Genomic DNA, 12,811 nt, shown 5'->3' with positions numbered 1-12,811 from the left:
GCCGCTCTCCGTTTCTCCCCGCATCTGGCCAAATCGCGCCTGCGGCAGGTTCATTTATTCGATCAATGTGCTTGCACCGGATGACGAATCGCAGTTTCGGCCAACAATTCTTCGATCCACGCGTCCGGGATGATAGGCTGGTGATACGTACACTCCTCGGATACGACGGTAGAGCCGTGCAATCGCCCGTCCGGAATCAGCACCATGTCGCCCACCGTCATCTTCAGTTGCATACCCAGATTTCCCCAGAACACCATATCTCCGCGCTCGATGACGACCAGCCGATGGTCGCTATGCACATGCGTGGTCGAGCACATCTCGCGCGGCTCCACGAACGTGTCGCGGTCGATATTCGGGTACTCCACCTGGATGCGTTGGTCGATGACTCTGGCCCATGCGCAATATCGCGGGATAGCGGAAAGCCAGCGCAATTGCTCACCCAGGTCCCAGCGCGCCCGGTCCGCAAGCTTCGCATAGGCGCCTGCACCCTGGCCTACCCGGGACAGCGCGTTGCCGCCATGGATATCTTCGACGACAGCCAAGGCATGACGCAGGCGCCGGTCCAGATCGGCATAGAGAGATTCTTCGTTGGCGGGCGGGACAGCCTCCAACTGCTTCAAATGCGGGCAGGCCGCGAGCAGCGCGGCGCCAAAGGCCAGCCATTCGGCCTCGGCCGCAAACGCGGCGCCCAGCAGCGCGAACGCCCGATCAGGTCGTGATCCCAGCGCATAGAGCAGATTAACCTTGGCCAAACTGGTCGGCAGATAAAACTGCCAATACGAATGAGATTGCCTGGCGACGCCCGACATGGCCGCCACCTCGCGCATCAACGCGTCGGATGGCAACGCGCCCGCAAGTGTCGGCCAGTCTGTGGATGCAATACCAGCGAAATAACCCGATGCGGCCGCGCGCGCAAGTGCGCTGCGACGGGATGGCGCCAGGGCCCACTGCTGAATAAGGATCAAACGCAGCCCTTCGTTCAGGTAATCGTTGCGCGTCAACATCGCGAACAGGCCGGCCCAATGACGCTGTTCGGCATCGAACACTTCTCGAACAAGGCGGGAATAGTCTCGAATCACCTTGCCCGCGACCGGTTCGTTGCCCAAATAGGTGAAGCCGTAACTTTCCAGGTATGGGCGGATTTGTTGACCCAATAATTGGTTGCTGTCCCGATAGAAACTCTCGAACCGTTCGAACTCCAACGCGTTCTGTCGCCTGGGCAAGCGGGCAATGCCAAGCTCATTGATGCTAAGCAGCAACCGATTGGTGGCGAGCGAAGGAAGGCGGCTGACCGTCTCGGCCGAGATCGGCTTTTGGAATTTAAGAAAGGCCAGGTCTTCGGGACGCAGCGGTCGGCGATAAAAATCCTCATCGAGTTCCAGCTCATCGACCACCGCGCTGCGGAACGCCTCATGCGACGCAAATTGCTTGATCAGACCCAAAATTTCGTCCCGACGCGGCTTATGCTGCGAGAAATCAAAAAGCGGTGGCAGAGATGACTGGTTCACGATTGCTCTCCTGACTAATATTTCTGATATGGGCTACATGGCCGCACACTTCTTTTCTTGCGGGTTGCTCCGAGAAATCGGACGCAGGAGCGAATCGCGCTCCAGGCTCGAAGAAACCTTGTCTATCACCCAGCTACGGTGTGTATTGATAAAGAAGTGGTCAGCTTCAAGCATTTCCACACTAACGGGACCGGAGGTCTCTTCGGACCAAGCCAGCAGATTGTCACGGTCTTTCACGACATCTTCGTCGCGCGTGCCGCCGAGTACCAACATCGGGCACTGCAGTGGCAAACGCTTGCGGTAGTGATGCGTGCCGCACAGATGAAAATCCGCGCGCAGCATGGGGGTCACCAGAGCCATCAACTCGGGGTTTCCCAACAGTTCATCGGCCGTCCCGTTAAGCGACTTTATTTCTTCGAAGAGCTCGTCCGCGGGGCAATCCAGCCACTTGTCTTCCCGCTCCCGCCGCGACGGCGCAATGCACGCCGAAGCGCCGAACCAGACCGGAGACACTCGATACCGATCCCGCAACTCATACGCCAGTTCAACGCCGATCAGAGCCCCCATGCTATGGCCAAAAATGGCAAAGGGACGGCCCAGATCCGTGCGGACGTCATCGACCAACAGGTCCAGCAACGCCTTCCACTCGTGAACCGGCGCCATCCGCTGCCGCACGCCCCGGCCCGGCATATGCAGGGGGATGACATTGACCCATCCTGGCATTCGGGCTGACCACTCCCGGTAGACGGAGGCATTGCCGCCGGCATACGGCAGGCACAATAGATTGAGAGGAGCCGCCACTGGACGCCTTTACGCTGCGGTCGTGGTCGTCGCAGAATCGCCATCCATCGCCTTTCGAAGGCTCAGCGGACGCATGTCGGTCCAGTGCTCTTCGATATAGGCCAGACATTCTGCCTTGGTGCCCTCCTTGCCCGCCTCACGCCAACCGCCCGGAATTTTCGATTTGTAGGCCGGCCATATGGAGTACTGCTCCTCGTGGTTGACCACCACCTTGAACGTCGCATTCTCGTCGTCCCAGCTCATCGCCGCTCCTTGCCTAGTTAATAAAACAAAATAGCCCCAGCACGCCTATGCCTTAATCCAGCACTTACATGATGCAAAATGATAATCATTCCATTTATTGGAGAAATGTACCGAACTCGTGAACGTTCTGTCAACACAATTCTTTCATGAAGTTCCATGCGGGGGCACCACGTCCGTGGCGACGCTATCCGCGCTGCGGGGCCGCGCAAAGCACCTACAATGACAAGGTGCTACCCTGCCGACCCTACGCTTTGGGCTGCATATCGAACGCGATGGCGGCTGAATATTTCGGCCCGGCGTCAAGCATACTGATCGACAATGACCGCAGCATGGCAGCGGTGGACGAATCGGCACACTCGGATACCTCGATGCGCCACCGATCACATGCGCCACGCACCGTTGAAAAATCCTGTAGGCATTGTGTAATACCCAGGCCAGTCGCCTTGAGCACCGCCTCCTTGCGGACCCAGCAGTCGTAGAACCCGCGCCGGCGGTGACTGGGCGGTATCTCGCTCAAAGCATGCAGCTCCTTACCGGTAAACACAGTCGCGCAAACCTCCTCGTAGTCGAAATCAGCGCGCTGCTCTTCCACGTCTACACCAACCCGGCCGAATCGGGATACTGCAACATAGGCTTGCTTTCCTGAATGGGTCACATTGAATTCGATGGGTTGGCCCTTCCAGAGAGGCTTATCGCGACAGTCCGCGTCCAAGTGGATTTCCCTGGGATCGGTCCCTGGCGCGACGCGGCTGAGCGCGTGCTTGAGCACTACGCGAGTAATGGTGAACCGCACGCGATCGGCATGTTGCTGATAACGCGCCGCGCGGTTCAGCTCTGCTGCATCGAGCCGGCCGAGCATGTCTTCGGGGATGTCAGCCTGAAGATCCAAGTCGATGCGCCAAAGCGTGATAGCCGCAGGGAGCTCGTCGGAGCCTATGCTGGTCACGCGACAGGCTCGATCCTGGGCCGTGCCTTCCATGATCTCTTCCAGATTAAAGGAGGCAGACATGGTCCACTTCAATAATGAGAATCGTTCTATAATAGCCGAAATTTTTGCTAGCAAGCACGTCGCGTATCCAAATTCGCTCGTCGGTTTTATAACATTATGGAGAGAGCGTACATGTCGATGGCCAAGAGTATCAGACTCTGGTATTCCATTCACAAGTGGACCAGTTTGGTCTGCACGGCCTTCTTGCTCACGCTTTGCCTGACCGGGCTGCCACTCATCTTCTCGGATGAGATTAGCACGTGGCTCGATGACGATCCGCCTTATGCGGTACTGCCCGCAAATGCCCCTCTCGCCGATCTGGATCACTTAGTCGATGTCGCGAAACAGAAATATCCCGAGCAGATCATTACTTCCGCGTTCATGGATGACGATGAACCGCAAGTAATTATTGGGCTTGCGCCTTCGTGGAAGGAATCCGAGGACACCCCAGACAGCAACCACTGGATCAAATTCGATTCGCGCACGGGCCAGATCCTCGAGGAGTCCAAGCCGGCTGCCGAACGGTCAATGAACTTTCTCACTCTCATGATGCGACTCCACATCGACCTGTTTGCCCGCCTGCCCGGTCAATTATTCCTGGGGCTAATGGGGATCTTATTCGTGCTAGCGGCTGTTTCGGGAGTGGCGCTCTATGGCCCATTCATGAAAAAACTGGAGTTCGGAACTGTGCGCAAGGGCCGCTCATCGCGCCTGAAATGGCTGGATCTGCACAACCTGTTCGGCATCGTGACACTGGTCTGGGTGTTGGTGGTGGGTTTCACCGGAGCGCTAAACGAATTTTCGACCCCGCTATTCGCGTTGTGGCAACGAACCGATGTTCAGGCTATGCTGCTGCCCTGGCAAGGTGCCCCTCCTCCAAATCCGAAGGAATTTTCTTCGCTTCAAGAGGCTGTCATTACCGCCAAGCGCGCAGTGCCGGCTATGACGGTGCTGAGCGTGTCCTATCCAGGCGGCAGGTTCGGCAGTGCATACCACTATCTCATTTGGGCAAAAGGCAACACTCCACTGACCTCCCGATTATTCAGCCCGCTGCTCGTTGACGCGCGTACCGGATCGCTCACTTCCATCATCAAAATGCCCTGGTATCTGCGCGCGCTGGAGGTCTCGCGGCCCTTGCATTTCGGCGACTATGGCGGACTGCCTCTGAAAATCATCTGGACCTTGCTAGACCTCATCACCCTCGTGGTATTGGGTAGTGGCCTGTACTTGTGGGTCGCCCGCCGCAAAGCGCAAGACGAACGAGTCAATCGGCTGATACAGCGGCTCAATGCCACCTCACCGATACCGATCGATGGCATCAGGGAGACCGCATGAATGCTGAACAGCATCGGCTACGAATATGGGGCATTCCGGCCATCCTTGCACTAGTCACGGCATTTGGGCTGCTCAGCGCGTTACTGGGTACCGGCATCTGGCACGGACTGGCCTGGATCGCATTGCTGATTCCCATCGCAGTCGGACTGACCTGCAGCTTCCGATCAAAGGGGTTAGATGACAAGAACAAGAAGGCGGTCGCCAAACCATGAAGTGTTTGGCGACCGTATTTCCACCCAGTACACCGTTCGCGGACTCAGGCGCGCAACCTAGCCGTTCATCGGCTATCCACGCCACCGCGGCGTTTCGCCCGTAATCATAGGAACAGACGACATGTCGGAACATACATCGGGATTACTGCGCACCGTCATGCACCTGCTACGCCCGTTCTGGCTTGTCGCAACCCTTGCCACCCTCGCCGGCACCGCCAGCGGGCTGGCCACAGCATCACTATTGGCCACCATCAACCATAGCCTGCACAGTAGCACCGGCATCACCAACCAATTGATACTTACCTTCGTCGTACTATTTGTCGTTACGCTGGTTGGAGAGATCATCTCCGATATAGGCAACACGCTGGTCGGTCAAAGAATCATCGCCAGCCTGCGCAATGATTTATCCGCCAAGATATTACGGGCGCCTATCGTCGAGATTGAACGCTATCAGCCCCATCGCATGCTCACTGCGCTGAATCAAGACATCAGCACCATCAGCAATTTCACCTTCGGATTTTCCGGCTTTGCGATCGCCGTGGCCGTGACGTTAGGTTGTTTCGCCTATATGTGTTGGTTGTCGCCGATCATGTTCCTCGTCACGGTGATTGCCGTCGCGCTCGGATCGATTGCCACCGGCTGGGCACGATCCAAGGGGATGCGCGGCTTCTCGATTACACGCGATGCCGAGGATCAACTGCAAAAGCACTATCGTTCCATCATCGAAGGCGCCAAGGAGCTGCGCATGCACCGCCCTCGCCGCATCGATATGTACACAAATAAGATCCAGGCGGCGACCCGCAGAATCGTCGAAGCGTTCATGGGAGGAGTCGTTGTCTTTTGCGCCGCCAACGCGTTTGGCTCCGCGCTGTTCTTCTTTGTGATCGGCCTTTTGCTCGTACTTCACAGCGATGCGGCATCGGATCAGCAGGCCACCATTGGGGGCTTCGTTCTTGTCTTGCTCTACGTAAAGGGGCCGCTGACCCAGATCATCGGCCAATTCCCGATGTTCGCACGCGCACAGATCGCCATGAAGCGCCTGGCCGAACTCTCGCAGCGCTTCAACAGTCCTGAAACCGGACTCACGCTCGACGAACAGCACGCCGGTGACGGCGAAGGCGAGGCTATCAAGACCATCGAACTGCGGGCCGTGAAATTTGCTTTTCCGGCGCCTGAGGGTGGAAATGCGTTTGTGCTGGGCCCCATAGACCTGTGCCTGCAAGCAGGGGAAATACTCTTCATCACAGGCGAAAACGGTGGGGGCAAGACCACGCTCATCAAGCTGTTGCTGGGCCTCTATGCACCAGCATCTGGAACTATCCTGGTCAATGGCGTTCCACTTTCCGACGACCGTTTGGATGGCTATCGGCAGTCCTTTGCAACCATATTCTCGGACTATTTCCTCTTCGACGAGCTCAGCCTTCCCGAAGGGGTTTTGCCCGATGAAGCCGTCAAATATCTCGAACGCCTGGAAATCGCAAACAAAGTGACGGTCAAGGATGGCCGATTCACCACAACGGATTTGTCCACAGGGCAACGAAAGCGTCTCGCCCTGATCCATACCTGGGTCGAGGGCCGCCCTCTCTTGGTATTTGACGAATGGGCCGCCGATCAGGATCCAGAATTCCGGCGCGTCTTTTACACCGAGATCCTGCCAGCCCTGAAACAGCAAGGCCGCACGGTCATCGCCATTTCGCACGATGACCGCTACTTCCATGTCGCGGACCGGCGCGTCACCCTGCGCGATGGCCAGATGGCAGAAAACCGGGACACCGCCACGGCATCCGCCCCGCAACCTGTCGCCTAAGCCTCAAGAAAAAGAAACGCCCAGCATGCCGCCTCGATCAAGAATACGTCGCTTCGCACTGCCTCCAGTCGTCCTCGCAGCGTTCATAATCATCCTCTGGGCGACGTTCTTTCGCACCGAGCGCCATATCGACACGGTGACCATTGGCCGCGGCAACATTGAGCTTACCGTCACCGCGCTGGGCAACTTGCGGCCACGCAGCTATGTCGACGTGGGCGCGCAAGCCTCGGGGGCCATCCGTCGCATCGCGGTGCAGCCCGGCGACCATGTACAGAAAGGACAACTGCTGGTCGAGATTGATCCGTCCATCCAGCAAGCCAAGGTCGATGTCGACCAGGCCAATCTGGCCGGTCTGAAGGCGCAATTGGCCGAACAGCAGGCGAACCGCGATCTGGCCTGGCAGCAATACGAGCGTCAGCGCAAAATGGCGGTCGACGGCGCCACACGGCAAGAAGACATTCAGACGGCACACGCCGCGTTACGGGTGGCCGTGGCGAGCATCGACAATCTGCGCGCACAGATTGACGCTGCTCTGTCCACGCTGAAGGGCGACCAAGCGCAACTTGGCTATACCCGCATCTACGCACCGATGGCCGGCACGGTCGTCACGCTCGATGCGCGCGAAGGCCAAACGCTCAATGCGACTTATCAAACCCCGACGATTCTGCGCATCGCCGATCTGTCGCACATGACGGTGTGGACCGAAGTGTCCGAAGCCGATATCAAGCGCGTCAGAACGGGCATGCCGGTGTATTTTACGACGCTTAGCGGCCAGACCGATACTGGACCACGGCGCTGGACCGGCACGGTACGCCAGATCTTGCCCGCGCCGCCCACGCCGGCCGGCCAGGATCCCAATACTGCGCCTCCCGCACCCACGGCCGGGACGTCGGGCAAGGTGGTCTTATATACGGTGCTCGTGGATGTCGACAATGCCGATGGCGCCCTGATGCCGCAAATGAGCGCCCAAGTGTTTTTCATCGTCGCTTCGGCGGAAAACGCCATACTGGCCCCGACGCCGTCGTTACAGCCAGTGAATCTGAAGCAAGACACCTACGCCGCCAAAATCCTGTCCGGCGCAGAGGTGATCGAGCGCAAGGTCAAGATCGGCGTGCATGACCGCTTGAATGCACAGGTGCTCTCGGGCTTAAGCGAAGGCGATTCCCTCGTGACGGCGATCCATGAGACGCACGCTGGCGCCGGGAGATTCAGGTGGTAGCCCCGGCGCGCAACACCGAACCGCCCTTGATCGAGCTTTGCGATATCCGGCGCAGCTACGGGGGGGCCGACGGCGCTCCGGCGGTCGAGGTACTCCGAGGCCTGTCGCTCAAGATCCATGCCGGCGAGTTCGTCGCGCTTGTCGGTGCCTCGGGGTCCGGCAAATCGACGCTGATGCACATCCTGGGCTGTCTGGATCGTCCTAGTTCCGGGCGGTACCTCTTTGCTGGCCGGGACATTGCCCGCTTTACCGCAGACGAACTCGCATGGCTGCGCCGAGCAGCGTTCGGATTCGTATTTCAAGGCTACCACCTGATACGGACCATCGACGCGCTGCATAACGTCGAGGTGCCGGCCGTCTATGCCGGCATCACTCAGGCAAAGCGCGAATCCCGTGCGGAATTGCTCTTGTCGCGTTTAGGCCTGGGCGACCGATTGGCGCACCGTCCCCACCAGTTATCGGGGGGACAGCAGCAACGCGTGTCGATCGCGCGCGCCTTGATGAACGGCGGCCATATCATCCTGGCCGACGAGCCCACCGGCGCTCTGGACAGCCGCAGCGGCGCCGAAGTCATGGCGTTATTGCGCGAACTCGCGCAAGCGGGCCATACCGTCATTCTGATCACCCATGACCGGGATGTCGCCAGTCAGGCGCAGCGCATCGTTGAAATCCGCGATGGGCAGATCATCGCCGATACCCCGTCGGACCCATCCGCCGAACCGCAATCCCGGACCCAAGCGGCCAATGAACTGCTCAGCGCACGCAACTTTCCGGCCCTCATGGCCCGCGGGGTAGCACACGCCGCTACGCCGGTGGCCGACATGCTCGAAGCGGTGCGTGCGGCCTGGGAGGTGATGTGGGTGAACCGCTTTCGCACGATGCTCACACTGCTTGGCATCGTCATCGGTGTGGCCTCGGTCATCGTGATGCTCGCGATCGGCGCGGGCACTCAAGAAACAGTCATTGCCAAGCTCGCCACGTTCGGCGTCAACCGTATGTATGTCATCCCCGGCGGGGACAACGAGCGCGGGCCCGGAGGCACGCTGTCCGAAGCAGATGTGGACATCGTGGCGAGTGTGCCCAATGTGACGGTGGCCATGCCGTTTGTCCAGGGCAAGGTCACGCTGCGCGCCGGAAGCGTCGATACCTCGGCGCCACTGTGGGCGGTTACAACGGATGCGCCCAAAGTGTTGAGTTGGAAGCCATCACGAGGCGTCTTTTTCACCAAGGAGGACGAACGCAACCTTGCCACCGTCGTTCTGCTGGGCAAACGCGTGAGCGAACGATTGTTCGGCGCGAAGAATCCACTGGGCCAATACGTCCTGGTCAACAATGTGCCCTTCCAGGTGATTGGCGAGCTGGAGGAAAAAGGCGCCACGTCGGGCGAATCCGATGACGACGATGTGATCATGGTGCCCTTTTCGACGGGCAGCCGGCGCGTGCTCGGCACCACCAATCTTTCCTGGATATCGGTGCTCGTCGATAATCTGGACATCGTCAACGAGACAGCCCGCCTGATTACCACGCCGCTTGCCCAGGCGCATCATATCCAGGACTTCAAGGTCTATAACCGCGCCGCCTCGGTCAAGGCGCAGGAAGACACACAGCAGACGCTGACGATGATGCTTGGCCTGATCGCGGCCATTTCGCTTGTGGTCGGGGGTATTGGCGTCATGAACATTATGCTGATGACCGTGAAGGAGCGCACCCGCGAAATCGGCATCCGGATGGCGACGGGTGCGCGCGAGCGCGACATTCTGCGCCAATTTCTGACCGAAGCGATCCTGGTGTCGCTGGTCGGCGGCGTGGCCGGCGTCGTTATCGGTTTGTGTCTGGGTGCCGCGCTCATCTTCTGGGACGTGGCGATCATCTTCTCGGTACGCGCGATCCTGGGCGCTTTTGCCTGCGCCTTGGCAACGGGACTGATCTTTGGCTTCATGCCCGCGCGTCAAGCCGCCCGGCTGGATCCGGTGGTGGCCCTGGCGAGCGAATGATGACGACCCGGCGCCTAACCCTTGCGATCACGGTGATGCCGCTGTGCATCCTGGCCGGATGCGCGCTGTCCGAAAACCCCGCCAATCGTAAAACCGCCGTACCCGCCGCCTGGCATTTTGCCGCATCCGGCACGCCAACCCGCAGCGATAGGGTAAGCGACCACTGGTGGACACAGTTCGGTAGCCGCGAGCTTGACCGTATCGTGACCCAGGCCGTCGCGCAAAGCTACGACGTGGCGGCGGCCACCGCGCGGGTACGCCAGGCGCAGGCCTATGCCCGGATCGCCGGGGCCCCACTGTTGCCTGAGGTGGACGCTGCCCTGTCAGCCAGCCGCCAGGGACAACTGGGCGGCCATGCGGCGGTTACCGGAACGGCGTTGTCCGCCGGTTTTACTGCAAGCTACGAAATCGACTTCTGGGGCGGCAACCGCGCCGTGCGCGACAGCGCCCTGGCCACTCTTCGCGCGACCGACTATGATCGGGATACGGTTCGCCTGACCATCAGCGCGGGCGCGGCGCGGCTATGGCTGCAGACAGTGGGGTTGCGCCAGCGACTGGCGATCGCGCATCTGAACCGGGACAATGCCGCCCAGGTGCTTAAGCTGGTCGAATCCCAGGTTCGCGCCGGCGCGGCCACGCCGCTCGAGCAGGCGCAGCAACGCGGACTGCTTGCTGCCCAGGATCGCAGCATCGCCGCGGTCGATCAGCAGATCGGCGACAGCGAAAATTCGCTCTCCGTACTGCTGGGGCGCCACGTGGGCGACCTCGCCCTGGACACCGCCTCGCTGGAATCCCTGAAGGCGCCCTCGATCCGCGCCGGCCTTCCCTCGGCGCTATTGCATCGCCGCCCCGATATCGCGCGCGCCGAGGCCGACCTGGCCGTAGCCGATGCCAACATCCTGGCCGCGCGCGCAGCGATGCTGCCCGCCCTGAATCTCACCGCGGGCGTGGGTTACGGCAGCGATCATCTGATCACCCTCCTTGATAACCCGCTTTATAGCGTCGCGGCGGCGCTGACCGCGCCCATCTTCAACGCGGGTCGGCTCGCCGCGGGCCGCGACCTGACGGTGGCACAGCGCGAGGAACTGCTCGCCCAATATCGATCCACCATTGTGTCCGCCTTCGGCGATGTCGAACGCGCGCTGAACGCCATTGAGGGCCTGGATCGCCAGGCCGAGGCGCAGCAGCAGGAACTTTCCCAGGCGCGCACTGCCTTCACCCTGGCGCAGGCACGCTACAAAGCCGGCGCGGAGACATTTCTGACCGTGCTCGATGCGCAGCGCACACTGTACGCGTCGATGGATCTGCACGCACAGTTGAGACAGTCCCGGCTGCAAGCCAGCGTCGGGTTGTGCAAGGCGCTGGGCGGCGGCTGGGCGTTGCCGCCCGATAGCCCCTAACGGTCCACATCCTTGATCGCATCGCCTCGCGCTGCACCATAAGCCACGCGCCCGCCCATGGCGCGGCTGGACTGCATTACGCGTCTTGGGCCACAGCCAGGGCGGCCAGCACCTGCGCGGTGGTCACGACCTCGCCGAACTCGCCATGCACGTTCGCAAGGCTTAACGCATGAACCAGCTCGGCGGGATAGGACTCGCCGTGCACACCGACAAGGTCGAACGTCCAGCTGGCGTCGCTGACCAACTGGGCGTTGAATCCGAGGTTTGCGGCCATCCGCAGGGTGGTCTCCACACAATGGTTGGTCGTGGCGCCGGCCACGACCAAGCTATCGATGCCGCCGGTGCGCAGGCGCTCTTCCAGACCGGTACCGATAAACGCCGAATTCACCGTTTTGAGCAGCACGGGTTCGCCTGCCCGCTCGCGGGCGAAATCCTGCGCTTCGAATCCAGGCTGGCCTTGCCTGAAGAGGGAAGCGGGCTCGAGCGAGGCGTGCCGCACATGAATGACGCGGGCGCCGACGCCGCGAAAGGCCGCCAGCAGCCGCGCGATGTGCGCCTCGGCGCTCGCATTGTTCCGGCTGCGGCCCTCCTGCTCCATGATCTTGAAACCTTGCTGCACATCAATGAGAAGCAATGCGCAGCGCGCAATGGGTCCGCGCATTTTTACCTCGTTAAGTCGGCCGCCCGCCCGGCGCCTTGACGGTCTTGCCTTTGACTGTTGCCGCTCCCATCTTGCTTTGACACACTGAACAGATGCCGTAGAGCGCCAATTGATGGTTTTGCAGCATGTAGCCTAAATCGTCCGCCACCGCCTTCTGCCGCGCAATCATGGCCTTGTCGTAGAACTCGTCCACCCGGCCGCACACCGAGCAGACGATATGGTCATGCGGACGCCCTTCATTGAGTTCATACGTAACCCTCTCCGCATCGAACCGGCTGCTGGACAGCACCCCCGCTTCTTCAAATTGCTGCATCACACGGTAGACCGTGGCAAGGCCGACGTCGATTTTCCGTCCTATCAGCAACTTGAACATTTCGTCAGTGCTGAAGTGAACGGCCTGCGGCCGCTCGCCGGAAAGCTTGGCTTTGTCGGTCTTGCGGCGCTGCTCGTCACGGAAGATCTCCAGGATCGCGACACGAGGCACCGTAGCCCTCATGTTCAAACTCAACAGCTCTTCGCGAATATCTTGTTTAAGCATCGTCATCAGTGGAGTGAGTATCACTCAATTTTAATTGTTAACCCCGCGCGCCAGGGAGAGATATGCATATAGCTTATCACTATATAGTAGAGGGTTGAAAGCCCA

At 60.0% G+C, this 12,811-nt stretch carries 12 protein-coding genes; 6 read left to right on the top strand and 6 right to left on the bottom strand.

Annotated features, from left to right (window positions below):
• Nucleotides 1-62: 62 nt before the first annotated feature.
• The 4 genes from BUB23_RS10940 to BUB23_RS10925 form a co-directional block, all read right to left on the bottom strand.
• Nucleotides 63-1,508 carry a cupin domain-containing protein gene (locus BUB23_RS10940; RefSeq protein ID WP_073103163.1) on the bottom strand — a complete coding sequence of 482 codons (1,446 nt, stop codon included), beginning with the start codon at nt 1,506-1,508 and terminating at the stop codon, nt 63-65.
• Between the two features lie 33 nt (nt 1,509-1,541).
• Nucleotides 1,542-2,309 (bottom strand): thioesterase II family protein, encoded by a 768-nt coding sequence (locus BUB23_RS10935; protein ID WP_073103162.1) that lies wholly within the window; start codon nt 2,307-2,309, stop codon nt 1,542-1,544.
• A gap of 9 nt (nt 2,310-2,318) precedes the next feature.
• Complete coding sequence (locus BUB23_RS10930; RefSeq protein ID WP_073103161.1) at nt 2,319-2,552, bottom strand: MbtH family protein; 234 nt, start codon at nt 2,550-2,552, stop codon at nt 2,319-2,321.
• Between the two features lie 244 nt (nt 2,553-2,796).
• Nucleotides 2,797-3,561, bottom strand: a complete 765-nt coding sequence (locus BUB23_RS10925; RefSeq protein ID WP_073103160.1) for a 4'-phosphopantetheinyl transferase family protein — start codon at nt 3,559-3,561, stop codon at nt 2,797-2,799.
• A 111-nt stretch (nt 3,562-3,672) separates the two neighbouring features.
• Between BUB23_RS10925 and BUB23_RS10920 the strand changes: the two genes are divergently transcribed.
• The 6 genes from BUB23_RS10920 (at nt 3,673) to BUB23_RS10895 (ending at nt 11,507) form a co-directional block, all read left to right on the top strand.
• Nucleotides 3,673-4,875 (top strand): PepSY-associated TM helix domain-containing protein, encoded by a 1,203-nt coding sequence (locus tag BUB23_RS10920; protein ID WP_073103159.1) that lies wholly within the window; start codon nt 3,673-3,675, stop codon nt 4,873-4,875.
• Nucleotides 4,872-5,087 (top strand): hypothetical protein, encoded by a 216-nt coding sequence (locus BUB23_RS10915; protein WP_073103158.1) that lies wholly within the window; start codon nt 4,872-4,874, stop codon nt 5,085-5,087. Before BUB23_RS10920 ends, BUB23_RS10915 begins: the two co-directional genes overlap by 4 nt.
• A 121-nt stretch (nt 5,088-5,208) precedes the next feature.
• Entirely contained in the window at nt 5,209-6,894 is a 1,686-nt protein-coding gene (locus tag BUB23_RS10910) for a cyclic peptide export ABC transporter (protein ID WP_073103157.1), read from the top strand.
• 25 nt (nt 6,895-6,919) lie between these two features.
• Entirely contained in the window at nt 6,920-8,113 is a 1,194-nt protein-coding gene (locus BUB23_RS10905; protein ID WP_073103156.1) for an efflux RND transporter periplasmic adaptor subunit, read from the top strand.
• Nucleotides 8,107-10,107, top strand: a complete 2,001-nt coding sequence (locus BUB23_RS10900; RefSeq protein WP_073103155.1) for a MacB family efflux pump subunit — start codon at nt 8,107-8,109, stop codon at nt 10,105-10,107. Before BUB23_RS10905 ends, BUB23_RS10900 begins: the two co-directional genes overlap by 7 nt.
• A complete protein-coding gene (locus BUB23_RS10895; protein WP_245801236.1) occupies nt 10,104-11,507 on the top strand; it encodes an efflux transporter outer membrane subunit in 1,404 nt (467 codons plus the stop codon). The genes BUB23_RS10900 and BUB23_RS10895 overlap by 4 nt, the downstream gene beginning before the upstream one ends.
• A gap of 76 nt (nt 11,508-11,583) precedes the next feature.
• On the opposite strand, the gene BUB23_RS10890 is transcribed toward BUB23_RS10895, so the two are convergent.
• Both BUB23_RS10890 and BUB23_RS10885 read right to left on the bottom strand, forming a co-directional pair.
• A complete protein-coding gene (locus tag BUB23_RS10890) occupies nt 11,584-12,168 on the bottom strand; it encodes a cysteine hydrolase family protein (protein ID WP_073103154.1) in 585 nt (194 codons plus the stop codon).
• A 10-nt stretch (nt 12,169-12,178) separates the two neighbouring features.
• Nucleotides 12,179-12,712 (bottom strand): Fur family transcriptional regulator, encoded by a 534-nt coding sequence (locus tag BUB23_RS10885; RefSeq protein ID WP_073103153.1) that lies wholly within the window; start codon nt 12,710-12,712, stop codon nt 12,179-12,181.
• Nucleotides 12,713-12,811 lie beyond the last annotated feature (99 nt).

Origin of the sequence: Pollutimonas bauzanensis, assembly GCF_900129885.1 — a bacterium.
GTDB classification, from domain to species: Bacteria; Pseudomonadota; Gammaproteobacteria; order Burkholderiales; family Burkholderiaceae_B; genus Pollutimonas; species Pollutimonas bauzanensis.
This window is presented reverse-complemented; position numbering and strand designations above follow the sequence as displayed.